This window comes from Methylobacillus pratensis (assembly GCF_054072455.1).
Window position 1 is genome coordinate 494,762 of sequence record NZ_JBSUSR010000001.1, and the last position, 24,006, is coordinate 518,767.

The 24,006-nt window shown below is 52.4% G+C and carries 29 protein-coding genes, 2 tRNA genes, 1 other RNA gene and 1 riboswitch; of the genes, 18 read left to right on the forward strand and 14 right to left on the reverse strand.

The window, feature by feature from the left end; genetic code table 11:
- Positions 1–11 precede the first annotated feature (11 nt).
- Entirely contained in the window at positions 12–446 is a 435-nt protein-coding gene (locus ACW4YW_RS02220) for a DUF3293 domain-containing protein (RefSeq protein WP_457136059.1), read from the forward strand.
- Positions 447–965: 519 nt separating this feature from the next.
- Entirely contained in the window at positions 966–1,130 is a 165-nt protein-coding gene (locus ACW4YW_RS02225; protein ID WP_457136060.1) for a hypothetical protein, read from the forward strand.
- A 358-nt stretch (positions 1,131–1,488) separates the two neighbouring features.
- On the opposite strand, the gene ACW4YW_RS02230 is transcribed toward ACW4YW_RS02225, so the two are convergent.
- Positions 1,489–1,800 (reverse strand): hypothetical protein, encoded by a 312-nt coding sequence (locus tag ACW4YW_RS02230; protein ID WP_457136061.1) that lies wholly within the window; start codon positions 1,798–1,800, stop codon positions 1,489–1,491.
- A 34-nt stretch (positions 1,801–1,834) separates the two neighbouring features.
- Positions 1,835–2,029, reverse strand: a complete 195-nt coding sequence (locus ACW4YW_RS02235; protein WP_457136062.1) for a hypothetical protein — start codon at positions 2,027–2,029, stop codon at positions 1,835–1,837.
- Positions 2,030–2,266: 237 nt separating this feature from the next.
- Here ACW4YW_RS02235 and ACW4YW_RS02240 point away from each other — a divergent pair, with 237 nt between their 5' ends.
- From ACW4YW_RS02240 to ACW4YW_RS02250, 3 genes are all read left to right on the forward strand, one after another.
- Positions 2,267–2,674: a YgaP family membrane protein gene (locus ACW4YW_RS02240; RefSeq protein WP_457136063.1), complete on the forward strand. Its 408-nt coding sequence runs from the start codon at positions 2,267–2,269 to the stop codon at positions 2,672–2,674.
- Positions 2,675–3,278: 604 nt separating this feature from the next.
- A riboswitch (cobalamin riboswitch) is annotated at positions 3,279–3,491 on the forward strand.
- 13 nt (positions 3,492–3,504) lie between these two features.
- Entirely contained in the window at positions 3,505–3,840 is a 336-nt protein-coding gene (locus ACW4YW_RS02245) for a TonB-dependent receptor domain-containing protein (RefSeq protein ID WP_457136064.1), read from the forward strand.
- Positions 3,804–4,085, forward strand: coding sequence for a TonB-dependent receptor domain-containing protein (locus ACW4YW_RS02250; RefSeq protein WP_457136492.1), 282 nt, complete (start codon positions 3,804–3,806; stop codon positions 4,083–4,085). Before ACW4YW_RS02245 ends, ACW4YW_RS02250 begins: the two co-directional genes overlap by 37 nt.
- A 204-nt stretch (positions 4,086–4,289) precedes the next feature.
- Here ACW4YW_RS02250 and glgX read toward each other — a convergent pair whose 3' ends face one another.
- The 5 genes from glgX to ACW4YW_RS02275 form a co-directional block, all read right to left on the reverse strand.
- Entirely contained in the window at positions 4,290–6,353 is a 2,064-nt protein-coding gene (gene glgX, locus ACW4YW_RS02255; protein WP_457136065.1) for a glycogen debranching protein GlgX, read from the reverse strand.
- Positions 6,354–6,582: 229 nt separating this feature from the next.
- Complete coding sequence (locus ACW4YW_RS02260; RefSeq protein ID WP_407994141.1) at positions 6,583–6,789, reverse strand: cold-shock protein; 207 nt, start codon at positions 6,787–6,789, stop codon at positions 6,583–6,585.
- 219 nt (positions 6,790–7,008) lie between these two features.
- Positions 7,009–7,395 carry a surface-adhesin E family protein gene (locus ACW4YW_RS02265; RefSeq protein WP_457136066.1) on the reverse strand — a complete coding sequence of 129 codons (387 nt, stop codon included), beginning with the start codon at positions 7,393–7,395 and terminating at the stop codon, positions 7,009–7,011.
- A 112-nt stretch (positions 7,396–7,507) separates the two neighbouring features.
- Positions 7,508–7,584: transfer RNA gene (locus tag ACW4YW_RS02270), tRNA-Asp, on the reverse strand.
- Between the two features lie 61 nt (positions 7,585–7,645).
- Positions 7,646–7,721: transfer RNA gene (locus ACW4YW_RS02275), tRNA-Val, on the reverse strand.
- Between the two features lie 207 nt (positions 7,722–7,928).
- Between ACW4YW_RS02275 and ACW4YW_RS02280 the strand changes: the two genes are divergently transcribed.
- Positions 7,929–8,468 carry a peroxiredoxin gene (locus ACW4YW_RS02280; RefSeq protein ID WP_457136067.1) on the forward strand — a complete coding sequence of 180 codons (540 nt, stop codon included), beginning with the start codon at positions 7,929–7,931 and terminating at the stop codon, positions 8,466–8,468.
- A 51-nt stretch (positions 8,469–8,519) separates the two neighbouring features.
- Here the strand turns inward: ACW4YW_RS02280 and ACW4YW_RS02285 are convergent, their stop codons facing one another.
- A complete protein-coding gene (locus tag ACW4YW_RS02285; RefSeq protein ID WP_457136068.1) occupies positions 8,520–8,885 on the reverse strand; it encodes a thioredoxin family protein in 366 nt (121 codons plus the stop codon).
- A gap of 481 nt (positions 8,886–9,366) precedes the next feature.
- Here ACW4YW_RS02285 and ACW4YW_RS02290 point away from each other — a divergent pair, with 481 nt between their 5' ends.
- Complete coding sequence (locus ACW4YW_RS02290; protein WP_457136069.1) at positions 9,367–11,556, forward strand: HDOD domain-containing protein; 2,190 nt, start codon at positions 9,367–9,369, stop codon at positions 11,554–11,556.
- Between the two features lie 10 nt (positions 11,557–11,566).
- A complete protein-coding gene (locus ACW4YW_RS02295) occupies positions 11,567–13,774 on the forward strand; it encodes an EAL domain-containing protein (RefSeq protein ID WP_457136070.1) in 2,208 nt (735 codons plus the stop codon).
- Positions 13,775–13,920: 146 nt separating this feature from the next.
- Here the strand turns inward: ACW4YW_RS02295 and ACW4YW_RS02300 are convergent, their stop codons facing one another.
- The gene (locus ACW4YW_RS02300) at positions 13,921–14,436 is read right to left on the reverse strand and encodes a hypothetical protein (RefSeq protein WP_457136071.1); all 516 of its coding nucleotides are present in this window, start codon (positions 14,434–14,436) and stop codon (positions 13,921–13,923) included.
- 316 nt (positions 14,437–14,752) lie between these two features.
- On the opposite strand from ACW4YW_RS02300, the gene ACW4YW_RS02305 reads away from it, so the two are divergent.
- From ACW4YW_RS02305 to ACW4YW_RS02315, 3 genes are all read left to right on the forward strand, one after another.
- Positions 14,753–15,340 carry a DUF4142 domain-containing protein gene (locus ACW4YW_RS02305; protein WP_457136072.1) on the forward strand — a complete coding sequence of 196 codons (588 nt, stop codon included), beginning with the start codon at positions 14,753–14,755 and terminating at the stop codon, positions 15,338–15,340.
- 200 nt (positions 15,341–15,540) lie between these two features.
- On the forward strand, positions 15,541–15,783 hold the full coding sequence (locus ACW4YW_RS02310; protein WP_457136073.1) for a hypothetical protein: 243 nt from the start codon (positions 15,541–15,543) through the stop codon (positions 15,781–15,783).
- 437 nt (positions 15,784–16,220) lie between these two features.
- Positions 16,221–16,553, forward strand: coding sequence for a YegP family protein (locus tag ACW4YW_RS02315; protein ID WP_457136074.1), 333 nt, complete (start codon positions 16,221–16,223; stop codon positions 16,551–16,553).
- A gap of 199 nt (positions 16,554–16,752) precedes the next feature.
- Here ACW4YW_RS02315 and ssrA read toward each other — a convergent pair.
- Positions 16,753–17,113: a transfer-messenger RNA gene (gene ssrA / locus ACW4YW_RS02320) on the reverse strand.
- A 165-nt stretch (positions 17,114–17,278) separates the two neighbouring features.
- On the opposite strand from ssrA, the gene ACW4YW_RS02325 reads away from it, so the two are divergent.
- The gene (locus ACW4YW_RS02325) at positions 17,279–17,473 is read left to right on the forward strand and encodes a hypothetical protein (protein ID WP_457136075.1); all 195 of its coding nucleotides are present in this window, start codon (positions 17,279–17,281) and stop codon (positions 17,471–17,473) included.
- 4 nt (positions 17,474–17,477) lie between these two features.
- On the opposite strand, the gene ACW4YW_RS02330 is transcribed toward ACW4YW_RS02325, so the two are convergent.
- Entirely contained in the window at positions 17,478–17,879 is a 402-nt protein-coding gene (locus ACW4YW_RS02330) for a hypothetical protein (protein ID WP_457136076.1), read from the reverse strand.
- Positions 17,880–18,412: 533 nt separating this feature from the next.
- On the opposite strand from ACW4YW_RS02330, the gene ACW4YW_RS02335 reads away from it, so the two are divergent.
- Positions 18,413–18,688 (forward strand): hypothetical protein, encoded by a 276-nt coding sequence (locus ACW4YW_RS02335; RefSeq protein ID WP_457136077.1) that lies wholly within the window; start codon positions 18,413–18,415, stop codon positions 18,686–18,688.
- A gap of 484 nt (positions 18,689–19,172) precedes the next feature.
- On the opposite strand, the gene ACW4YW_RS02340 is transcribed toward ACW4YW_RS02335, so the two are convergent.
- Positions 19,173–20,090, reverse strand: a complete 918-nt coding sequence (locus ACW4YW_RS02340; protein WP_457136078.1) for a LysR family transcriptional regulator — start codon at positions 20,088–20,090, stop codon at positions 19,173–19,175.
- An 88-nt stretch (positions 20,091–20,178) separates the two neighbouring features.
- Here ACW4YW_RS02340 and ACW4YW_RS02345 point away from each other — a divergent pair, with 88 nt between their 5' ends.
- The 3 genes from ACW4YW_RS02345 to ACW4YW_RS02355 all read left to right on the forward strand — a co-directional run bounded on the left by ACW4YW_RS02345 (position 20,179) and on the right by ACW4YW_RS02355 (position 22,061).
- Positions 20,179–20,832 carry an SDR family NAD(P)-dependent oxidoreductase gene (locus ACW4YW_RS02345; RefSeq protein WP_457136079.1) on the forward strand — a complete coding sequence of 218 codons (654 nt, stop codon included), beginning with the start codon at positions 20,179–20,181 and terminating at the stop codon, positions 20,830–20,832.
- 253 nt (positions 20,833–21,085) lie between these two features.
- Positions 21,086–21,382: a c-type cytochrome gene (locus ACW4YW_RS02350; protein ID WP_457136493.1), complete on the forward strand. Its 297-nt coding sequence runs from the start codon at positions 21,086–21,088 to the stop codon at positions 21,380–21,382.
- A gap of 172 nt (positions 21,383–21,554) precedes the next feature.
- Positions 21,555–22,061 (forward strand): thermonuclease family protein, encoded by a 507-nt coding sequence (locus ACW4YW_RS02355; RefSeq protein WP_457136080.1) that lies wholly within the window; start codon positions 21,555–21,557, stop codon positions 22,059–22,061.
- A gap of 7 nt (positions 22,062–22,068) precedes the next feature.
- Here the strand turns inward: ACW4YW_RS02355 and ACW4YW_RS02360 are convergent, their stop codons facing one another.
- Together ACW4YW_RS02360 and smpB are read right to left on the reverse strand one after the other, a co-directional pair.
- Positions 22,069–22,509 (reverse strand): hemerythrin domain-containing protein, encoded by a 441-nt coding sequence (locus tag ACW4YW_RS02360; RefSeq protein ID WP_457136081.1) that lies wholly within the window; start codon positions 22,507–22,509, stop codon positions 22,069–22,071.
- 107 nt (positions 22,510–22,616) lie between these two features.
- On the reverse strand, positions 22,617–23,081 hold the full coding sequence (smpB, locus tag ACW4YW_RS02365) for an SsrA-binding protein SmpB (protein WP_309564946.1): 465 nt from the start codon (positions 23,079–23,081) through the stop codon (positions 22,617–22,619).
- Between the two features lie 146 nt (positions 23,082–23,227).
- Here smpB and ACW4YW_RS02370 point away from each other — a divergent pair, with 146 nt between their 5' ends.
- Positions 23,228–23,665: a type II toxin-antitoxin system RatA family toxin gene (locus ACW4YW_RS02370; RefSeq protein WP_457136082.1), complete on the forward strand. Its 438-nt coding sequence runs from the start codon at positions 23,228–23,230 to the stop codon at positions 23,663–23,665.
- Positions 23,662–23,997 (forward strand): RnfH family protein, encoded by a 336-nt coding sequence (locus tag ACW4YW_RS02375; protein WP_457136083.1) that lies wholly within the window; start codon positions 23,662–23,664, stop codon positions 23,995–23,997. The genes ACW4YW_RS02370 and ACW4YW_RS02375 overlap by 4 nt, the downstream gene beginning before the upstream one ends.
- Positions 23,998–24,006: the final 9 nt, after the last annotated feature.

Sequence of the window (24,006 nt, forward strand, 5' to 3'; positions counted from 1 at the left end):
TGGACTCTTTCATGAACATCTCGCCACAGAGCGCCCTATCGCCGCAATTAATTGTGGCATATCAGGATGCCGACTATGTGGTGAACCATGACCAACAGGCTTTCGTGATGCGAATCGGCCTTGCCAGCCCGGAAATGGACAAGCTGCTGGAGCAGCATGCGGCTACCGCCATGGCCATCATTTCCGCGTTCAATCCGCTCAGCAAGCCAGCAGACGAAACCATCAATATCCAAAACACCGCGAAGCTGGGCAACGAGCTCAAGAATCGCCGTCTTGAATTCAGGAAAGGCTTGGCGAGATCGAGATCCAACCAGTGGACGGAAGAAAATTTCGTCGTTATCGGCGTCACCCTGGATGCTGCAATGGAACTGGGTAAGCTGTATCACCAAAATGCCATTGTGTTTTACGAGAAATGCGGCACCGCGCAATTAACCCTCTTGCGATAAAAAAATTACAACCTGCGTGAAGGTTGCCTCGGTATCGCGCCTTCATGCAATTGCTGGCCCAAAAAACCACCACTTCAACAGGCTCAAGGCGAGAAGCATCAAGATGACGATGCCAATGACCAGCCCTGCTCCATATTCGGGTTTCCATTTCATGTGGTTGAACTCCTTGCTTTTGCTATTTTTCCGACCGCAGCTTAATAAGACTTTTCGGCATTGGGAATGCGGATTGCCCCGTTCATTCTGAAAGCTATTCGCTAGAGCCTAGCTTCCTGGTCCTAGGTGTCAGTAGTCCTAAAAGGGGCTAAGTATTTACCAGAGCAATCTTCACTTTGCGCAAAGTAAACAAGCAGCCGATCCGTTGCGGAAATCTGACAAATCTATCAGCCAACGACGGATGAAGTGGCAAGCGTGAACGGCATAAAGTGGAATCACGTTGCTTTTAACCAATGATCCTTGCTCCAGATGAATGACATCTTCAGCAACGTACCGTCTGGACAAGGACCCAAAGGAGATAAAACCATGGCAAATAGTACACAGAACAAACAAGGCGGTACCCATGAGCAACACGTCAAGGCTGGCAGCCAAAGCCATAAAAACCAGCCGCAATCGGCAGGCAGCAATACCCGCGGTGGTAGCCGGGAGCAACATGCCAAGGCAGGCAGCCAAAGCCATAAAAACCGCTAAGTCGGCATAAGCATGCATCAGCAAATGGGGACCACCCTTTGCTGATGTTCGCCAATATGCAACAGGAAAGCCCGCGTCATGCACAAGTAAGAGGCTTCGTATGGACACCGACAATATCCTTTCCCAGATTGTTTCCTCCAACCTGAGAATGCAGGGATTTGCTGATCAGCGCATTGGAAGTAGTCCCAACCAATTGCGACTTGCATGAGAAAACCCATGAGGCGATGCAGATCAATATCGCCTTGACAGATAGCCTGTCTAAGGAACCAGAATAGGCAATGTGCATCAGGCATTGTCGGAGCCACATCCACAAATGCGATTGTTCCGCTTTACTTCCAATCCTGAATGTTGCGTATGCTCATCCCGATTCAGAAAATAACCCACGGGGAGGGGTGATCCTTTTCAAGCGCGCGGGAATGCCGTTACTCAATGTGGTCTTCAACGCATCGACCATGCCCACGTCAGCCAATTTCACCTTTATAAGAAATCTCTGGCCACCAGCCGTTTCCATCGAACGGGAACCTATGGAGTGGAAATCCCCGAACACTGCATCATGGAAACTCAGAGGAACATTTTCAGATGTCTCGATCACAGAGTATTTCCCTGTGGAATAGGCTTTTAAGGTAAACAGCCTTTTAGCATTATCTGCGGCAATCACTATCCATTTCATTGAGAAGCTCCATCTGATCCCATTGGGAAACAGATCAAAATATTTGGTCAATTAATTTAATGGCATATTGGCGAGCCTGGAGTTTTGCCTCCTCCCAAGAGGATAGAGGTTTGACCCAAGGATGATGCTCTATGCGGTCAATCAAAACGGAATAAGTGACTCCCACATCAAAGAATTTAGATCCTTTAATTTGGACATCGAAATCCTTGTATTTAAAAGACTCAATCATTTTATTCCCCATTATTGACTCATGTGGCCAGATTAAATCAGCTTCTATCGGTAAAACATATCAGCGGAAACCCATCCAATTTGTCAGTCGAGTTCTCATCATTTGTCAGAATTACTTAACCTAAAAAACAAAATTATTTTTCCCTTAAAAAATTATCTATTTTCACAAAACCGGAAGGAATTACGCACCGGAAGAAAGGTCTTATTCATTCAAGCTATGAATCTCAAGGAAACTACCATGGCAACAGACAATCTTGAAATCAACAATAATAGCGACCGAGTCCGCAGTTCTACAACCGAGAGCGTCAACGATGAGATAGACCGCCAAACCGACCGCAATATTAAAGCGTTCTCCGCCCTCGGCGAAGAGGGAGTAAAGGCGCGTATCCAACAATTGGATAAGGAGTGGGATATTGAAAGAGTATTGGAAGTTAATGCCTCCACCCTAGCGCTCACCGGGTTGGCACTTGGGGTATTTGTTAACAAGAAATGGCTATTCTTGCCAGCGGGAGTATTAACTTTCTTGCTACAACATGGGCTTCAGGGGTGGTGCCCTCCGCTTCCAATCCTGCGCATGCTCGGCGTTCGTACCAGGGGCGAAATCGATCGGGAAAAATATGCTTTGCTTGAATCGATCAAAGGTTAAATGAGCGGCAGCATCAGTGTGGATTAAATCAGCTTTAGGCCTGTCGCCATTAAAAGGATGAACAGTACGGTTACAACGATGACAAACCAAAAGAAAGAGTCAGGTTGCTTCATTATCAATTTCTAATACGTTAATTAAGGTTTATTTATTTTCCCAAATCGCATAAGCCACCTGCTCAATGGCTGATCAGCCCAATCTCTTATTGTCCGTGTATAAGTGAACCTCGCCGCAAGGCTGGCTCAACCTGAGCTAATCAGCGGGGTAATTCTAAAAAATATTGCGGCAGCAACTCTATCAGACACGACTGATTTTCTTGCAGGAGGATTCTGACAACACTGCTATGCAATGAATCTCGGTCAGACAGCAGCTATCTATATACCACTTTGCTTAAAGCACCAGAAAATTGTATGACAGCCAAGACATGGCAATAAACAAGATCGTAATTTCAGTCAGGCTAAATTTGAACATGATGCTCTCCTTGTCATGGTTAGAAGCATCATATCGTTAGCGCTTGATCGTTCTAAGAAGACGGTTTCCGATTTGCATGTCAGTCATGTCTGAGTCTCGGCGATCATATTCGTGTTGCTTTTTACATATGCAAAACCTACCATAGCGCCCATACGGTTCTGTACCAATGCATATTGGTCAGATTAATAGGGAATCCGGTGAAGACAAGATGATCTTAATCCGGAACTGCCCCCGCAACTGTAATCGATGAGTCTGCTTGCCAATCTCGCCACTGGACAACCATCCGGGAAGGCCGCAATCAAGATGATGACCCGAGAGTCAGGAGACCTACCGTATACAGATACGTTGAAGCAAAGGGTGGGGTGGGTATCAAGCACAAGCTGTCGGATGCCAGGGGCGAAGTGTCCTTGTCGCTTTTCCACATCGCCAAGGACAACATCATCACCTATAACAGTTTATTCTTTGCCGGCACACTACAAGGCGGCGAGCTTTCCTCGCGCGGTATTGAACTCTCGACCATTCTCTTCCCCGCACCTCATTGGCGAATCGACTTGAATGCGACAGCGCTCAATGCCCGCTATGACGATTTGGCGGATCTTTACAACGAGTCCAGAATGGCAAAATCCCCGCGAACGTCCCCGAGCATACCACGAATGCCTGGATTCACTACCAGCAGCCGCAATGGGAGGCCGGTATAGGCGCCCATTATGTAGGGAAACGTTATGTATATGGTGATTTTGATAGCCTTGATGACATTGCTGCAATGAGCGGCTATACCGTGTTCGATGCCAGCGCCGCCTGGCATGTGAGCCAGCAGATGACGCTGCGCGCCAATATCCGCAACCTCACGGACAAGTTTTACAGCGCATTTGCTTACTCAGCCACCCAGCAACTCGTGGGCACCCCGCGGCAGATCGAGTTGACGGCTGAGCTCCGATACTAATTTTAATTCTTTTTACTCACACAATGCCCGGCCTGCATGCTCCCTTGCCGGGCATTTATCGACTGTGCGACATCGCCACTTCCCTTACAGTAGCCCTATTGCTGTCCATATACTGAGGTTTTTATGAAGCAGCCTTTCTCTTGCTCTGCCACAACTCCTGTTCCTGGCTTGGCAATAGCGGGTTGGTTTTATTCCTAACGCAACCTATACGATCAGCTTGCCTTCATAAACATAGATAGAGCGCGGTTCCAGCTCCAACTCATCCCCTTGCTGGTTGGGAATCGGCTTGAGCGGGGTATCCAACAACAGCTTCCAATCATAGCTGTCGCAGTAGGGAATACGGGCAGGCACTGTCACATGGGATGCGTTGATCATGACCAATATTGCGCGCCCTGTCTTGTCTGGCGGTACGAACTTGACTGCCATGGCCTTGTTGCACGGATCATTCCAGTCCTCGTTGCTCATGGGTTCGCCGTTGACATTGAACCAGGCCACGTCTGAATTGCCATGCTCGTTCAGTTTGCCCGTGACAAATTCGGCACGGGAAATGGCGCTGTGCTTTTTGCGCAGTTCCGCCAACGCCCCGACAAAGTCGATCAAGGCGTCGTCGGCATTGTCCCAGTTGACCCAGCCGATCTCGTTATCCTGGCAATAAGTATTGTTGTTGCCCTGCTGGCTGTTGTTGAGCTCGTCACCCGCCAGCAGCATGGGAATGCCTTGAGACAAGAACAGTGTAGTGAGGAAGTTGCGTTTCTGCTGGGCGCGAAGCGACAGTATGCCTTCCTGATCGGTATCTCCCTCGTGACCGCAGTTCCAGCTGTGATTGTCATTGGCGCCGTCCTGATTGTCCTCGCCATTCGCCTCGTTGTGCTTTTCGTTATAGGAAACAAGGTCATGCAGAGTGAAGCCGTCGTGCGCCGTGATGAAGTTCACGCTGGACCATGGCCGCCGATGCTGGTCGTTGAACAAATCGCTCGAAGCGGCGAAACGGCTGGCAAAGCGCGACAACATGCTTTCCTTGCCGGCCCAGAATTCGCGGGTGACATCGCGATAGTCGCCATTCCACTCGGAAAAGCCGGGCGGGAACGAGCCAAGCTGGAAGCCTCCCGGGCCGACATCCCAAGGTTCGGCAATCAGTTTGCAACGGGTCAATATCGGGTCTTGCAACATGGCATGGAACAATGCGTGGTCCCGGTTGAAGCCGTTGTCGTTCCTGCCTAGCGTCAGCGCCAGGTCGAAACGGAAGCCGTCGATACCGTAGACGGAAGCCCACAGCCGCAGGCTGTCCATGATCATCTGCATCACTTTGGGATGCGAGGTGTTGAGCGCATTGCCGCAGCCGGTAAGGTTGTCGTAATAGCGCGGATTGCCTGGCAGCTCCTTGTAATAGCTCAGGTTGTCTATGCCCTTCCAGCACAAGGTCGGGCCCAGGTGGTTGCCTTCGCAGGTATGGTTGTAGACCACGTCGAGTATCACCTCTATCCCGGCATCGTGCAGGGCATCTACCGTCTTGGCGATTTCCTCCAGCGCGCCCGACCCCAGGTAAGACGGCTCGGGAGCAAAATACGCCAAGGTGTTGTAGCCCCAGTAATTGGACAGGCCACGATCGAGGAGATGGCGGTCCTGGGCGAACGCGTGAATCGGCATCAATTCGATGGCAGTGACGCCTATGCGCTGCAAATGGCTGATGATGGCGGAATCGCTAAGGGCGGCGAACGTCCCGCGGATATCGTCCGGGATCAGCGGGTGCTGCATCGTCAGGCCGCGCACATGGGCCTCGTATATGATGGTCTTGGGCCAGCGGATATCGGGCTTGGGAGATTTGACCAGAACATCGGGCTTGACCACGATGGCCTTGGGCATGAACTTGGCGCTGTCGCGCTCGTCCATATGCAGGTCGGCATCCGGATCGTCGCTAATGGTGTAGCCGAACAGCGCATTGTCCCACTGGATCTGACCGGAAAGCTTGCGCGCATATGGGTCCAGCAGCAGCTTGTTGTGGTTGAAACGCAATCCCTCTGCCGGCGCCCAGGCGCCGTCGACCCGGTAACCGTAGAGCTGTCCGGGCTTTATGCCTTCAAGATATCCATGCCAGACGCCATTCGTGCATTCTTTGAAAGTGATACGCTCGGTTTCCGACTCGCCATGCTCATCGAACAGACACAGCGTCACGCTGGCAGCATGATCGGAAAACAATGCAAAGTTTGTGCCCTTGCCATCGAAATAGGCACCGCGGGGATAAGGTCTGCCTTCTTTGAGAGTGCTCATGACATCGTGGCCGGATTGTGATGGCTCGAATGTAATAGGAGCAGCTTAATATTGCCTATCAGAGGCTCGGCCGTAGCCGCGTAGGAAATTCTTACTTATTCTCTTTACTCATGCTCTGGCAACAAATGAGCAATCAACGCCCATAAAAATGCCCGGACATGCCGGGCACTTGATGAGCCTCATCTGGAATGCATCTGCACTCCGTTAGCTCATTGCTTTATATCAAATCTTATTCAGGTTTGATGTTGCTGGCTTGCTTGCCCTTAGGGCCATCGGTCACGTCGAAGCTGACGCGTTGGTTTTCTGCCAGGCTCTTGTAACCGCCTTCGTTCACAATAGCGGAGAAATGCGCGAACAGATCGCTGCCGCCGTCATCCGGCGTGATGAACCCAAATCCCTTGCTATCGTTAAACCACTTAACTACACCTGTTGCCATAATTGATTCCATTCATTTCAGTGTGGGGAAGGCACCCCAAAAGTTTGTATTTCAAATTCTGTAAAAAATCAAAGTTCAAACACCTTGATTAAGGTTTTACGTGCTTATTCCAGGGATGTCAATCAATAGTTGATAATAAATGCAAAATGACCTCGGCCGGCCATTAAGGCCATTCGCATAAAATTAATGTATCCCTAAATGTATCCCAAGACAACTTGCTCAGGATGACGGGTTCACCATACGCCTGACCTGGCATACCAAGCCTGCAATCGTCCTGGCGTCTTCATCATGCTGCAGGGCTTGGAACTCGCGCGTGCCTGCGGTCTGGCTCAACAACTTGCCTTTCGCGTCGAATGACGCCGTAGCAAGCGTACGGTAAGTCTGCTTGCCGCAATCGAATTCCAGCTTCATCTGCTTGGCGAACGCCTGTTTGCCATGCACTTCGCGCTTGGCCAGTATTGAAGAGTAAGCGCCTTTCTCATCGTAAGAGTCCAGGTCCACCGACAACTCGGCCCCGGCTTTCTTGGCCAATGACTCCCACTCGGTGGCCAAGGCGTTGGTCGGAGACAGGAACAAGGCTGCAGATAACAAGGTGTAGGGATGCATGTGCGTTAACTCCTGACAGTTAGCATGATGTTGCTATACAACAAGCCGCCATGCATATCAGTCAAATGACGCATATGAAATAAAAAAAGCGAACCCGAAGGTTCGCTTTTTCTGGCGGAGCGGACGGGGCTCGAACCCGCGACCCCCGGCGTGACAGGCCGGTATTCTAACCAACTGAACTACCGCTCCATGACTCTGCACCAGGTTGTCATGCCTGATGGCTTTACTGCTTTTTTCAGCAGGCAAGGGATGGTGGGTGATGACGGGGTCGAACCGCCGACATTCGCCTTGTAAGGGCGACGCTCTACCAACTGAGCTAATCACCCGTGCCTGACTGAGGAGCGGCATTCTACAGCATTTTTTTGATTTGGGAAGAGGCCGAATTAATTTTTTTGCACAAACTTTCCACCCTGCCCAAACAGGCTCAATCATTTTGCCTGGGCACGTTATACTGATGTCATTCTATTTCAATTACTTGCCAGGCCGCTTGCCTGGATAGCCCGTGCCTGCTTGCATATTCTTCCGGAGAAAACATGTTGAAAATTTTTTCTATCGTTATTGTGTTGGGCTTGGCGGCCCTCTTCATCTTCCGCTCGGCCAATGCCGCATCCGTTCCCAAACCGGGATCGCCAGCGCCGAGCTTCACTCTTCCGGATGCCAAGAAGGAACAGCACCGGCTCACGGATTATGCCGGCCAATGGCTGGTGCTGTACTTTTATCCCAAGGACGATACCCCGGGATGCACCAAAGAGGCGTGCAGCTTCAGGGACGACCTGTTCCAATTGGAAAAACTCGGCGCAAAGGTAGTCGGCATCAGCGTGGACGACTCGGATTCACATGCCAAGTTCACCGAGAAATACAGTCTGCCCTTTCCCCTCCTCTCCGACGTGGACGGCAAAGTGGCGGATAGTTACGGCGCATTGACCAACCTCGGCATCATCAAGATTGCAAAGCGCTATACCTTCCTGGTCGATCCCAAGGGCAATATCGCCAAGACCTACCTGAGCGTGGACACTTCCCGCCACTCCCAAGAAATCATAGACGACCTGAAACAGCTCAAGACAGCGCAGTGACCATAAAAAAACGCCGGATAACCCGGCGTTTTTTTGAATTCATAACACAGCCTATGCCGATGTCTTCTCATTGAAGTGGCGGTTAACTTCAGTCACGTCAAAGGCAGCCCAAGCCTGGATCGCGTTCTCAAGCTCGGCATGGCTCATTTCCCCGACTTGCGCATCCACCACGATCTGGTCGCGGATCGGCATCACGGCAGGGATCTGCTTCACGTTGAAATAATTGCTGATCTCCGGATCTTCATCGACATTGACCATGGCGAACACCACATCGGGATGCGCATCGGATGCGGCTTCGAAGACAGGCGTGAATGACACGCAGGGCTCGCACCAAGGCGCCCAAAAATCGACGATCACAAACGCATTGCTTTCTATCGCTTGCTTGAAATTACTCTTGTTCAATTGCTGCACAGCCATGATCACTCCTCGGTTCTATCTCATCGTTATCGTTACTTGGCGACTCTCATCGCCACACCAGTCTAGAGACAGTCAACCGCGTGGACAATGTCAAAAGCTCCCGTCATTGTCAGAGTGTTTTGACTAATCTATAGACCAAACCCCGTTTCATGTTGATGCCATAAAAGGCCGTACAATGAAAAAATCAGCTGGAACGGCTAAATAAAAGGCTGGCAAAGCCGTTATTGACTGAAGTGCCAAACTGCGCACGCAAAAAAGTATTAACTATCTTGAATGGCAATGTTAAAGTACTTTCTTAAGAAATCTTACAAGTGATTTATTGATAAATTAAAATCAATCCTTAATGGTACCAGGCCCTCACGTTATAACGCCGTCCGTACGGCTCGCACATCGAATAAAGTTCGGCACAATATTTATTACCCAAGCCGACAATAAGTGACTGGCCTACATGCAAAATATCTATATGGGGAACGTTTAGAGAATGTGCAGTGCAGCAGGAGCCCAAATTGTTCTGAATAATGCCACAATCAGCGCATTACCTTCCGTTCCGCAAATCCTGACCAAGCTACTGGAAACGTTGCAGGACGAGAACTCTGGCCTGGAACAACTGGCCAACCTGATTGAAATGGATGTCGTCATCAGCGCACGCGTGCTGGAGGTCGCCAATTCGGCAGCCTACCGCCGCGACCGTCATGCTGTGCTTTCGATCCGCAGCGGCATCATCATCCTTGGCTGGGACATGGTCAAGATGCTAACGCTCAGCATCATCTGCCAACGCATGTTCAACGACTACTATGAACAGAGCAACCAGGACATCGAGCATTATTGGTACCACTCCCTGCGTTGCGCCGTGATAGCCAAATCGCTGGCCGCGCGCACCGGAGCCGCCTCCGCTGACGAAGCCTATGTCGCCGGGCTGCTGCACAACATCGGCAGGCTTGGCCTGCTCGCGGGCTTCAAGAACAAATACCCGCCATTCTTCGCGATCGACGACTCGCTGCCCGGCTACCTGGAAAGCGAAGTCGCCCATTTCGGCATCGACCATTGCGAGCTAGGCGCCTGGATCATCCGCAACTGGAACATCAAATCCTTCCTTGAGGATGCGGTGGCGTACCATCACCTGCCAGCCGCGCAGGTGGAACACACGCCCAACCTGGTCAAGATCGTCTACCTTGCCAACCTGCTGCTCACCGAACGCCGAGCGGAACGCCAATCGGCACTGATACTCGCCAACAAATGGTTCCAGCTCGACAGCACCGTCATCAATGACATCATGAGCCAAGGCATCTCCCAGGTGCATATCCTCTCCGACTCGCTTGGCATCAACATCGGCAATGCCCATACCAGCCAGCATCACTGGGACAAGCAGGAGCCGGACATTGAAGCCTTGGTGCAGGCGTTGGGCAAGAACTTCAACCCGACCCATGCCTCATCGTCCTCCAGCAAGAACAAACTGGTCAAAGGCGTGATGGACACCGCCTTGATCAACCACCTGGAGTCCACCTGCGGCCAGGCAGACCAGCAAGACGGTTTTTTTGAGCTATTGTCCAAACTCTCTAAACTGCTGTGCAATGCAAGGGAAGTGCTACTGTTCGTGCCAGACGAGGCCGGGCAGCAACTCTTAGGCAAAGCCATTTCAGACGACCAGGACTGGATCGAAAGCTTCCATCTGCCAATCAAGCCCGCCACCAGCATCATCACCGCGGCCTGGATCAAGAAATCGCATTGCCATAGCTTCCAGGCGTTTGACGGCTTCAAGCCTTCGCTGCCTGACCAGCAGATCATGCGGCTGTGCGGGGTGGATGGCATCCTCTGCTTCCCGATGTTTGCAAAAGACACGATCGTTGGCGTCATGGTATTCGCGCTGGACCAGGCGGAATTCCTGATCGCAAAACAACAGCTGAACGTGCAATCCGCCCTGGCCAGAATCGTCGCTTCCCGCCTAGTGCCGGACCAAAAGCCGGCAGAACCGGAGCTCGAAGCCGCTGTCCATGAAGAGCGTCTCAAGCGCTTCGTGCATGAAACCAGCACGCCTCTATCCACGATCAAGAACTACCTCGCCATCCTCGAGCAAAAGATGCTGCTGAACGGCATGCCCAATCGCGACATCGCGATCGTGAACGAAGAAATCGACCGGGTCGGCTCGCTGATCGGCAACCTGTACTCCAAGGAGCAGGATCACATCGCCGCCAGCACGGATATCAACGAATTGATCCAGGACATCGTCGCCCTGCATCGCCAGACTTACCTGCAGCCCGCTGGGGTGGAAGTCACGCTGAACCTGCACCCCAGCCTGCCCAAGGTCACCACCATTCCCTACCAATTGCGGCAAGTGCTCGTCAACCTGATTCGCAATGCGGCGGAAGCCATGCACAAAGGCGGCAAGCTCAGCATCTCCACCTTCGTGGAAAACCAGTCCGTATCGGGCCAAGGCATCCTGATCCAGGTCAGCGACACCGGGCCGGGCATTCCCGAAAGCGTGCTCAGCAAGCTGTTCACCCCGGTAGAAACCACCAAGGGTGGCAAACATAGCGGCATCGGGCTGTCCATCAGCCACGACCTCGTCAAGGGGTTATGCGGCAGCATTGCCTGCCGTACCTCCAGCGCGGGAACTAGCTTTGACATCCGCTTGCCCATCCAAGCCAGCCCGCAACCTGAGCTAATCAAATAAGGCAAACTCGATGGCCGCTTCCACCCCTTCGCAAGTCGTGAACAAACTGATGTCCAGGCCCAACGTGCTGATTGTCGACGACAATGAGCGCCTGGCGCAAAGCCTGCAGCAATTGCTGCAGCTGCATGGCTACAACGCGGAAATGTGCTCCTCGGGCGAGGACGCGCTGCAACTGGTCATGGACATCAAGTTCGACCTCATGTTGCTCGACCTCTCCATGCCCGATATGAACGGCTTCGACGTCCTGACCGAGCTTGCCACCCACACCTCCCCTCCTCCCGTCATCGTCATCAGCGGCACGAAGACCCTCAATGCCGCCATCGAGGCCATGCGCCTAGGGGCCTATGACTTCCTGCGCAAGCCATACCAGCCGGAAGAATTGCTGCATACGATCGAAAACGCGATCGAGAAATCTCGCCTGGAAACACAGAACCGCAGCATCCACGCCAGGCTCGAGGAATCGGAAAACCTCTACCGCTACCTGGTCAACAGCTCGCCCGATATCATCTACACCCTGGATGACAGCGGCCGCTTCACCTTCATCAACCACCGGGTGGAAACCCTGCTCGGCTACAGACGTGAATCCCTGATCGGCAAGCACTACACGGAAATCATCTATAGCGATGATTTCGACCGCGCCTCCTATGCCTTCAATGAGCGACGCACCGGCAACCGCGCCACACGCAACATAGAGCTGCGCTTGAAATGCAAGGACCGCGAAACTGAAGTACGGCATTTTGAAATCAACTTCATCACCGTCGTCCTCAATGCGACCGGCACTTACATCGGCACCCATGAGTCAGGCACCCCTTTCAGCGGCACCTACGGCGTCGCGCGTGACATCAGCGACCGCAAGAAGGTGGAAGAAGTCATCACCCGCCAGGCCTATCACGACACCCTGACAGGCCTGCCCAACCGCGCCCTGTTCAAGGACAGGCTCAATGTCGCCCTCAACCACGCCAAGCGCAACCAGCAGCAACTCGCCATCATGTTCCTGGACCTCGACCGCTTCAAATGGGTCAACGACACCCTGGGCCACTTTTACGGCGACGAACTGCTCAAGCACGTTGCGCAGCGCCTTTCCGGCTGTTTGCGCGCGCAGGACACCCTGGCGCGCATGGGCGGCGACGAGTTCACCCTGCTGCTGCACGACTTGCAGCAGCCCGACGACGCCAGCCTGGTCGCGGCCAAGATTGTGGAAGAGCTCAAGCGCCCGTTCCTGCTGGACGAACGCGAAATCTTCATCTCGTCCAGCATCGGCATTGCGCTCTATCCGGACCATGGAGACTCTATTGAAACGCTGATCAAGAGCGCGGACATCGCCATGTACCACGTCAAGTGGCGCGGCAAGAACGGCTATCAATATTACGAAGCCAGCATGAACGCCATGTTCCACAAAAAGCTATCCATGGAAAACGAGCTCAGGCGCGCGATCGAGAAAAAGCAAATCGTCCTGCACTACCAGCCCCAGGTGGACGTGGAAACCCGCAAGATCATCGGCCTAGAAGCGCTGGCGCGCTGGCATCATCCCGAGCTCGGCATCATATCGCCCACGGAATTCATTCCCTTGGCCGAAGAAACCGGCCTCATCTTCTCGCTCAGCGAGATGCTGCTGGCAGAAGCCTGCCAGCAGATGCAGTCATGGGAGGAAGCGGGCTTGTTGAGCTTCAGGCTCGCCATCAACATCTCGCCCCAACTGGTGGAGGAGGAAAACTTCGTCGCCAAAACACTCAACTACATCCAGGCCCAGCACCTCAAACCGGAATTCTTCGAGATCGAGATCACTGAAAACCTGTTGGTCAGGGACCTCGAGAACACCGTCGCAAAACTCAAGGCATTGGGCAAGCAAGGCATCAAAATCGCCCTGGATGATTTCGGCACCTGCTACTCGTCCCTGTCCTACCTCAGGCAATTCCCCATTCACAACATCAAGATCGATAAATCCTTCGTCGGCGACATTAACACTCATAACGAAAGCGTGCCCATCATCACCGCCATCTCGGGAATCGCCAAAGGCTTCAAGCTGGACCTGATCGCAGAAGGCGTGGAAACGTTGCAACAGATGAAGACCCTGCACAGGATGGGTTGCAGCAAAATGCAGGGCTACCTGTTCAGCAAACCCTTGCCCGCTCAACATATCACCAAACTGCTCAAGCACCAGGCAAACCTGTTCCAGAAAAACGGCGAGCCCAATAATGCCTTGATCACCCAGCATTGATGGTTGGCGACTAACCCAATCGCCCCATTTATGAGGAATACACAGGGGTTGCAAAGCACGTACCGCCTGGCTACTCAAGCTTTTCTATTCTTAAAAACACAAAACGCGCCTTAAGGCGCGTTTTGCTAACAAGGATAAAATCCAAATCAGGAGTGGACGTAATGACCCTTGTTGGATTCCCAGTCCTGTGCGAACCTGCGGGAATCCTCGTCGCTGCGGGAACGGACGCCTACAAGTATCCCGCCCCTGTTCACGCCTTCCTCGTACTCTTTGAGCCGGTCCTCAGGGATGGCCCAGCCCACCAAGGCGCCTACAATACCCGCTGATACGCCGCCAGCACCCGCACCGGCGACTGCGGCAGCCAATGGGCCGGCAATCACCAAACCCAGTCCAGGCAATGCCAGGACCGTGCCGGTAGCGGCGATGGCACCTGCAATCGCGCCGACGGAAGCACCGATTGCACCACCAACGGCAGCACCTTCGGCCGACTTGTTACCTACCTCGGTAACAAGGGTCGTATCCTTGCCATAAAAGCGCTCGCGCGTCTCTTCCGACATGACAACGTCAATCTCTTCGGGCCGGTAACCGGCGTTTGTTGCGCTCAGGTACGCGCGCTCAGCGCTATCTTTATCCTTGAACAATCCTGTCACAGTTCTAGCCATGATGCCTCCTAAGATTTATATTTTGTTGATGAAAGCTGCGACTACACTATGGATCATCCATGCTCAGGAGGCTGTACGAGAGATGCTTGAAAACGGGTAGGAGCTTATGGAGGCATACGTAGGCGGAATGCACATCGCAATATTGCTGAATCTGTTTGCCATGGCTTTTGATGCTAACTAAAAGTCGGCATGCGGATTATTAATAAATGAGCTTGAGCTTGCCTATACCGGCACTGCGCATTGATTGCACCACAGCATCTGAAGTACACCTATGTATTGTTAAATTCCGACATATCAATCAGATATCTTCTTATTAGTGCAATCATTTCAAACTGATACGTTTCCTTCTTCATTATTTAAGTGGGAGACCAGAATGAAAACTTTGCCTTATGCATTAGCCAAGCCCTGCCTGCTATTCGGGCTTGCATCGTTGGTATACGCTTCCACCGGGCTGGCGGCTGATCTTTCCATGGCGGACAAACACTTCATAGAAAATGCCGCCCAAGCTAGCAAGGCTGAAATCGCAGCCAGCGAACTTGCCAAAACCAAGACCAAAAATCCAGAAGTGCTCAAGTTTGCCAATACCATGATTACCGACCACAACAAGGCATACGGCGAATTGAGCGCTCTTGCCAAGAAGAAAGGAGTGGAAATCCCGACGGAGCCCAGCCTAGTGCAAAAGGGCAAGGCCAAATTACTGGAAAGCAAGGATGGCAAGGATTTCGATGAAGCTTATGCCGATGGAATAGGCGTGGCCGCACATGAAGACGCAGTCAAGCTGTTTGATGAAACCGCGAAAGAAGCGGACGATGCTGACGTCAAGAAATTAGCCTCCAAGACTTTACCCACTCTGCAGCATCATTTGGCGGAAGCGCGAACTCTTCAGAGCAGGGTAAAGAAATGATTTAACAGCCTCTGCATAGGGATGCAGGGCTAGCCCTGCTTTCCATATCTATACATAGCCAGCTTCTACCTGAGGCAGCGTTTCCAAGAAAAGACCATTATTTGGAAACACCAACCATCTCGATTATTGTCATAATGATACTTTTAGTGCCGGTTAACTCGTGCACTTAGCCTCATGCTTTGGAAATGACCCATTACCTTATGGCAGTACAATATCGAGTAATTGTGGAGCAGCTTCTTAAAACACCAAGTACGTGGGGCGGCCCCAAGTCAGCTTACTGGCCGCTGTTTTTCACGCCTTGGAGTAAGGATGCGCAGTATCATGTCCTTGACGGTTTAAGACAGCATTTCCGCGAGCCTGAATATCGCGTAGTCATTGAGGCACTCTCTGAGTTACCACAGGCTGAAGCTGAGAAGACATTAAAGCGTAAGAATGAACGTTGATCTCAAGTTTAATCAGGAACTCTAGTAGTTTGCCTTATCGTCAATTCTTCAAAGCAAAACCAGTGCCCCTGGCACATACCCCAAAATGATCAATAGTAGAAATACGACCGTCCTTGACCCAGTTGCATACTGTATTTTTACTTGCTTGCCTCCAGCCTTACGGACTGCCTCCTTACGTGGTTAATCTTCAAAAACAGCATGAAGTTAGATAGGTGTAAGTCAACTCATCAACGACTTCTTATCTATTTTTAATTCACTACATTCAATATGATACTGATTTATATATATTTTTATCAATTCCATATTGTCCGGATGAGATGCAAATTTTTTTGCCTATAGATGAGCATGAGCTGGTTTATACTGACACTGTGCCTTGATCGCACTAGCAGCATCTGACATGGTTTTTTGAAATCACAATCAACAAACAGGAGGATGAAATGGCTGGATGGTTTGAAATCAACACCCACAAGAATGGACAATATGGTTTTGTGCTGAAGGCTGGCAACGGAGAGATCATCCTCACCAGCGAGCAATACGTGGCAAAAGCCTCTGCCGTGAATGGCATAGAATCCGTGCGTGCCAACAGTGCCAATGATGCACGCTACGATAGACTGACAGCCAAGAACGGCAGCCCGTACTTCAACCTGAAAGCAGCAAACGGGCAGATTATCGGGAGCAGTGAGCTTTACTCTTCAACTGCCGCCAGGGATAAAGGCGTCGAGTCAGTCAAGACCAACGGACAGACCGAAACTGTCAAAGATAATACATGAGATAAGTAACAGGGAACCAAGGCTTTGCCTTGGTTCTTTACTTACACTAAAAGTAAGAGCCTGATCCAATCTACCTTATATTTATTAATAACAAACAGATTTCATTGAGTCAGCTTGACATTGCTGGATCAAAACGCAATAAAAAACCCGCATTGACGCGGGCTTTCAAGACATTACTGGATTTTAATGGATAGGTATTTGGTGGAGCCGGGGGGAATCGAACCCCCGTCCGCAAGCCCTCCACAGACAGTTCTACATACTTAGCTGTGTTGTTTGATTTAACCTGATGCCCACCAACGAGCAAGCAAACAGCAGGCGAGTTACCTTGGATTTAATGTTGTATTAAGTAACCCAATACAACACGATCCTCTCTAAATGACGCTGCTGCGGTTACCCGCCCGGACGAGAGGCCTTCCGGTGCAGCGTCCAGCCGGGATTAAGCGGCTAGAGCGTAAGTTTCGTCGTTTGCGACTATACTTGTTCTAGTTTATTTACGAGGTGACTAGGCCTCGGTATGCCCTGCACTGCTTTGCAACCCACGTCGAAACCTGGTCGGCCCCTGATGGTTTTGAAGCTATGATATGACTCACCCTAAGAATGAAAGTTCTCACGAGAGCCGGGAGGCAATTATAACCTTTCTCCGGGTTTCCCGCCTGTATTTATCAGGTCGCCCTGACGCTTATTAAATGGGGATGAGTACTGGATTATCAAGCAGGCACAAATGATTGGCGGAACTTGCGGCCAAGGCCCTGGGCAGGGTTGCTGATTGGCTCAACCATGAACTGGAACTGGGAACAATGTCTGGGGGGGAAGCCATTAATATCCCGCTTGAGCCAATCAGCGCAGCCATCATAAACATGATTCCCAAAAGCGAGTATCGGCTTTTGTCTTACATTCCCTTGCTGAAACAGGCAACTTAACTGGTCAGTCGGTCAGCTGATCGACCGATGCCAACAAGGGCCAGCCATCATGCAACCAGGAATATTCCTGTGGAGGATCGGAAGTGATGACGTAGACACGCTCTTCATTGTGCTCCTTGAGAAGCAACGCTTGGATGGCATGCCCTTCAGGCACATCGAACCAGCGCGGAGACTTGTTCTCGTCCTGTTCCATAAAGGCATGCGCAGCAAGGCTCACGATCTCCGAGTCAAACTGTTTCCACTCGCCAGCATCCAGCAAGTCTTTGCGGGCCCATCCGCCTTGCAGGAACTCGGCAATCTCCGGCGCGGTTTCCTCGTCACGCCTGCCCCACTTCAACCATTCAATCAAGCCCAGCTTACGCTGTATGGGTAAATATGCTTGCGGATCGGGAAAGTAAATCTCCAAATCCTCGCCTTTGGGATTGGTATATTTGAGGCCGCCGCACATAGGCTCACTCTGCGTAGGACATTAGCTGGTAGAACACGAACAGCCCCACTCCGTTAATCATCAACAGAATCAGTACCCAAATGCTAATTTCGGCGACTTCTTGTCGACTCAGCATACCAAGCTCCTGTGTAACGGCCCAAGCTCAAGTGAGGTAAAACTGATACATCCAACAAATGATACCCATCAACAACGTCCCAACAAAAGCCAATCCCAGCGCAATCCAAGGTTCGAGCTCTGGCCGCATAGTGTCTCCCTTTAGGTTTTCTATTGTTTATCCGTGAGTTATTGAATCGTTTACGGAGGATCATATAGAGAGATGCTCATTTTCACTATCAGGCGTTGTCTTACATTCTGGAATCAATCTTTTCCAAATGTGCCCGTTGCAACATTGCTCTGGAATCGATCGTGAAATTTGAATTGCCGCGTGCTGGGTGGCACCTTGGCGCATATTGATTGTCGTACGGTTTTACCCATCACACGAGAGGTCGAAGATGAGCACACCAGACAAGCGCCGTTTGAGTTCTCTGCAGTGGACCTTAATAGGATTGTTCATTGCCGTGCTGGCCGGAATAGGGATTTACCGCGTTATCGGGCCGGAACCACCATTGCCCGAGCCGGCACGCACAGAACTCGAAACGGAGGCACGCGTCATAGAGCAGCGCGCCGCGGAGGACAAGGCCGATGGAGACAACAACCCCAGCAAATGGATGACGGCACCGTTGGTCGACGAGCCTGCCGAGCCAGTGCCGCCGCAGGAAAAACACTGATACGGGTGGAGTCTTACAACAAGTGTTCGGCAACTCGATTGCCATTGGTTTTTAATACACCTCTTCGAAATAAGAACCTGCTTTTCAATACAAAGTGGAAAGCAGGTTCTTGGGGATCAATCGAGATATGCAGTATAGAAAGTCGGTGGAAGGAGCGTCAGGATCAAGCTGATCACTGACAATTTCACTTTACCGGTATCGACAAAGAGTAGAACAGGCATAGGCCCAGCCCACCGAATACGGACAACAGGATGATAAAAATCAGAATATCCGACAGATTTTTCCGGGTCATCATATCCAACCTCCTTAACGGCCTTTAGCTAGCAATACATCAGGCTGCTTGAGGAAATATTATCGTCGGCGCCTTATTGTCACTATCGGGAATCCTCCGACATACCCCTACAATGAACCGGGTTGAGGCAAACTTAAAGCCGGTGACGATGAAAAAGAAGCGCTCCCGTATTCGCTTATCCATGTTGCCTGATCATCCCAATCCCTTGCGTATGGATGCAGTAATCTCATCCACGAACAGCCTGGTTTTTGTCGGAATGAGCCGCCCTGGCGGCATGACGGCATAAATCCCCCCTTCCCCCGCCCCTTCCCATCCTGGGAGGATTTCGGCCAATGCCCCTTCCCGTATCGCTGAAGCGGCCAGCCAGTCGGCAGTGAGGATGACACCTGCGCCCTGGATGGCAGCGAGGAGCAAGGCCTCGGAATTATCGGTTACCAGCGGCCCTTCCGGCCGGATCGTCTTTCTCTGAGCGCCGTTTTTCAACCTCCACTCAGGCCAGGTCGACAAGCTGGTGAAACCCAGGCACGGGTAACGCGTTAAATCCTCAGGGCCGGCAGGAAGACCATGCTCCGCGATGAATTTGGGAGCCGCCAGCAACACGTAGCGGAATGGCGCAATCTTCTTTGCGGTCAGCGAGCTGCTGCTCAAGGAAGATCCCAGCCTGATGGCAATGTCGTAGCCTTCGGCCACGAGATCTACCAAGCGGTCGGTGAACCTGACGTCCACCTTGATCCGCGGATGTTGTGCGATGAAGCCCGGAATAAGCGGGGCTATCCATTGTTTGCCGAAGGTGAGCGGCAGCGATATGCGCAGCAGCCCTTGCGGACTGGAGGCGAAACTGCTGGCTTCAAGGCTGGCGGCATCCAGTTCATCGATAATGGTGCGTATGCGCGGGTAGTAAAAATTGCCCACCTCCGTCAATACCACCCGCCGGGTAGTGCGAGTCAACAGCCGCACGCCGAGGCGGCTTTCCAGTTGGCTCACCCTGCGGGACAAGATGGTGGCATCCCGGCCAATGCGCTTGGCGGCGGCGGAAAAACTACTGGTTTCCGCCACTGCCATAAAGGCGACAAGTTCATCCAGGGAAACACGGCTTAGCAATTCATGCATTTTCTGCAGTTTTCATTTGCTTAAAACATCCATTATCTATTGATTCCACATCTATACAATATCCCTTCAATTTGACATGGAGATGGAGATGAAAACTTTCTTAAGCATTGGCACAGGCCCTGGAATCGGGTTTGAAACCGCAGCGCGCTTTGCCCGAGAAGGCTACCGCGTGGTGATCAGCGCCCGTAATGCGGACAAACTTGAGGCGCTGGCCAAGACATTGCGGGAAGCCAATCACCAGGTTGAGGTGCGCACAGTCGACGCCAGCAACCCGGCCAACGTCATTGCATTGGTGAACGAGGTTGAAAGTACCCTTGGCGCCGTCGATGTGCTGCACTACAACGCTGCCAATCTGCGCCAGGCAACAGTGGAAGCGCAACCTGCGGACAGCTTCGTCAGCGACCTCGCCGTCAATATTGGGGGCGCGCTTGCCGCTGTTCAGGCAGTCAAACCCAGGCAGGAAAGCCGGGGGCAAGGCACCATCCTCATCACAGGCGGCGGCTTTGCTCTCTACCCCAGCCCTGACTATCTATCCCTGAGTATCGGCAAGGCCGGCACACGCACTATCGCACTGGGTCTGTTCGAGTCCGCCAAGCAAAAGAATGTGCATATTGCCACTGTCACGGTCGCCACCTTTGTCTCGCCGGAATCGAAAGAGGCAAAAGACATTGCGGAGCAATTCTGGCAATTGCATTCGCAACCGCAAGCTTCCTGGACAGCCGAGGTGGTGTATCCCGCGTAAGCCCAGAGCACACTCTTTATTAAACGCCCGCGCCCTGCGGGCTTTTCTTTATCAATCTTTCTGCCGCATTCACTGCGGGCCGCAGGTCAGCTCAATGCCCCTCCGTGACAATTTGCCGCATTCATAAAGCCGGTCCGACGCCCTATCATTTAAACAATGCCTGGAACATGGTTTTCCAAGCATTGCATCAAGGCTTACCAATAACAACATCTGGAGAAAGTGACATATGAAAAAATTCCTATGTGCAGGATTCATGGTGCATGCGCTGCTCTGTGGCGAATCGGCGAACGCAGCGGATGAAGGCGCAGCACAAGCATTGGCGAAAAAGAGCGGCTGTCTTGCCTGCCACAACGTGGATAAAAAAGTTCTGGGCCCGTCCTACAAGGAAGTCTCGGCAAAATACAAAAACGACAAAGGTGCCGAGGCCAAGCTGGTCGCCAAGGTCAAGGCCGGCGGCAGCGGCAGCTGGGGCGACATGCCGATGCCGCCCAATGCCCACGTCAAGGATGAAGATATCAAGGCCATCGTCCAATGGATACTGACTTTATAACCAGACGGCTCCATGCCTGAATCCCTTATCAAATCTGTGGGAATGAGTAGCTGACGCCGCAGGGCATCAGCTACTGCATTGCGATCATCAGGCGGCCTTCTGGACAATAGGACGCCATGCGCGCAATAATTTATCCATGAAACCCGCCATATTCGATATATCCGCAGCCGGAATGCGCAACACAACATCCAATACAGCCTGCATCTTGCTAAAGGTATTGGCTGGCGCACTGCTTACTTTCAACGCGCATGCCGAGACACTGACAGGCAAGGTCATCCATATTGCGGACGGCGATACCCTGACCATCATGGTGAACAATACCCAGCACAAGATCAGGCTGCTGGGCATAGATGCGCCCGAGAAAAGCCAGGCATACGGCAAGCAATCGCGCGTGGCGCTCAACCGCGCCATCAATGGCAAACAGGTCACCGTGGACTGGAACAAGCGCGACGATTATGGCCGGATCGTCGGCAAGGTGGTCTACAACGGGCAGGACATCAACCTGCAGCAAATCCAGAAAGGCATGGCATGGCACTACAAGTATTTCGAGCGCGAACAGGAGCCCGAAGACCGTTCCAGCTACGCCCAGGCAGAATACCAGGCCAAGCGCGACAAGCAGGGGCTGTGGCAGGACGCCAAACCGGTTCCGCCCTGGGAATTCCGGCGCGGCAAGCCATAGCGAGCAATTATTGCGCGAGCGCCTCTTTGTAGTCACGCAGGTACTTGGTTGAAAGCTGCTGTTTTTCCTGCTGGTTGAGGATTTTGCCCGCCATCTGGAAAAACTTGTGCTCCTCCTCCTCCAGATGGTGCAGCACCTTGTGCTGCAATTCCTTGGCATGCACCAGCCATGCCGGGGAGGAAAGCTCGGTCTCGTTCAGCAACTCCAGGATTTCATCGATCTCGTGATGTTCCGCGATCCCATGCCGGGAAGGATCAACACCGTTATCATCCATCATGATAGGACGGTAGAAATGCCGCTCCTCCGCCCTTTCGTGGGCCTCGATTTCGAGCTGGACGTCCAGGAATAGCTGCTTGCGCTCGGGCGTGTCCCCGCTGGTATTGACCAATTGCGCGAGCAGGTCGCGCTGACGCTCGTGGCTTTGCCGCAAGGCTTCGAAGATGTTCATTGTCGTGTCCCCGGTGAATGTACCAGCCACACCATACCAGGGAGCTGAACCATGGACAGTCAGCGCATCGCCATGATGCGTGTCAGATGATTCCGAGATACAGCAGGTCAGGAACCGGCCTGGGTCTTGACGTATTTCTTCATCAGCGAGCTTTGCTCGCGCTTCCAGTCTTTTTCCTTCTCGCTGTGGCGCTTGTCGTATTGCTTCTTGCCCTTGGCCAGGCCGATCTGCACCTTGATGCGCCCGCGGGTGTAATGCATGTCCAGCGGCACCAGGGTATAGCCGGCGCGCTCGACCTTGCCGATCAGCTTGGCGATCTGCTCGGAGTGCAGCAGCAATTTGCGCGTACGGATCGCATCGGGACGCACGTGGGTGGACGCGGAGCCCAAAGGCGTCACATGGCAACCGATCAGGTAGATCTCGCCGCGCTGGATGATGACGTAGGCTTCCTTGAGCTGGATGCGGTTTTCACGGATCGCCTTCACTTCCCAGCCTTCCAGCACAATCCCGGCTTCGTATTTTTCCTCGATGAAATAATCGTGAAACGCTTTTTTGTTCTGGGCGATACTCATGGTGTTTGCTGCTTCAATGTGAGGCCGGTGCTCGGGCGTTTTCCCGCCTGGCTTGATATGCAATATGGCAGGTCAATTCACGCCATTTTGCTAGCAACCGGAAAATATGACTTAAAATTGGCATTTTACTCTAGATCGCAACACGAATGGCACAGGTTGAAAAAACAGTCCTGGTGGGACACTCCGCGGAGCGCATGTTTAATCTGGTGGACGATGTGAAAGCCTACCCGCGCTTTCTGCCCTGGTGCGGCGGCGTAGACCTGCATCGCCGGGACGAAGCCGTGACCGAGGCCACCCTCCATATCGATTACCACGGCCTCAAGCAGAACTTCACCACGGAAAACCACAAGGTGTTCCCCACCAGCATGGAAATCCGCCTCAAGAGCGGGCCGTTCAAGCACCTCGAAGGGTTCTGGCATTTCATCCCGCTGGCAGAGGATGCGTGCAAGGTACAGTTCAAGCTGCAATATGAATTCTCGAGCATCATACTGGAGAAGCTCATCGCCCCGGTCTTCAGCCATATCGCCAACACCTTCGTCGAAGCTTTCGTGCAACGGGCGGAAAGCGACGACCTGACACCATGAGCGTCAAGCTTGCCATCGAGGTCGCCTATGCGTTGCCGGCCAAGCAGCTCATCCTCAAACTGGAGGTGGAGCCCGGAACAACGGCAATCGAGGCCGTGAGGCAATCCGGCATTGCCGAGCACTTTTCCGGGCTGGATATCGAAGCAAGCAAGCTGGGCATATTTGGCAAGGCGGTGGCGGCGAATACCGTGCTGCAGGCGCACGACCGGGTGGAGATCTACCGGCCGCTGCAGGCAGACCCGAAACTGGCGAGACGCAACCGCGTCAAGCAAAACGCCGCCGCCAGGAAAGTGCGGCGCAAGGCCCCGCCTGTTGCGGTCAGGACGCGTTGAGTCTGCGCC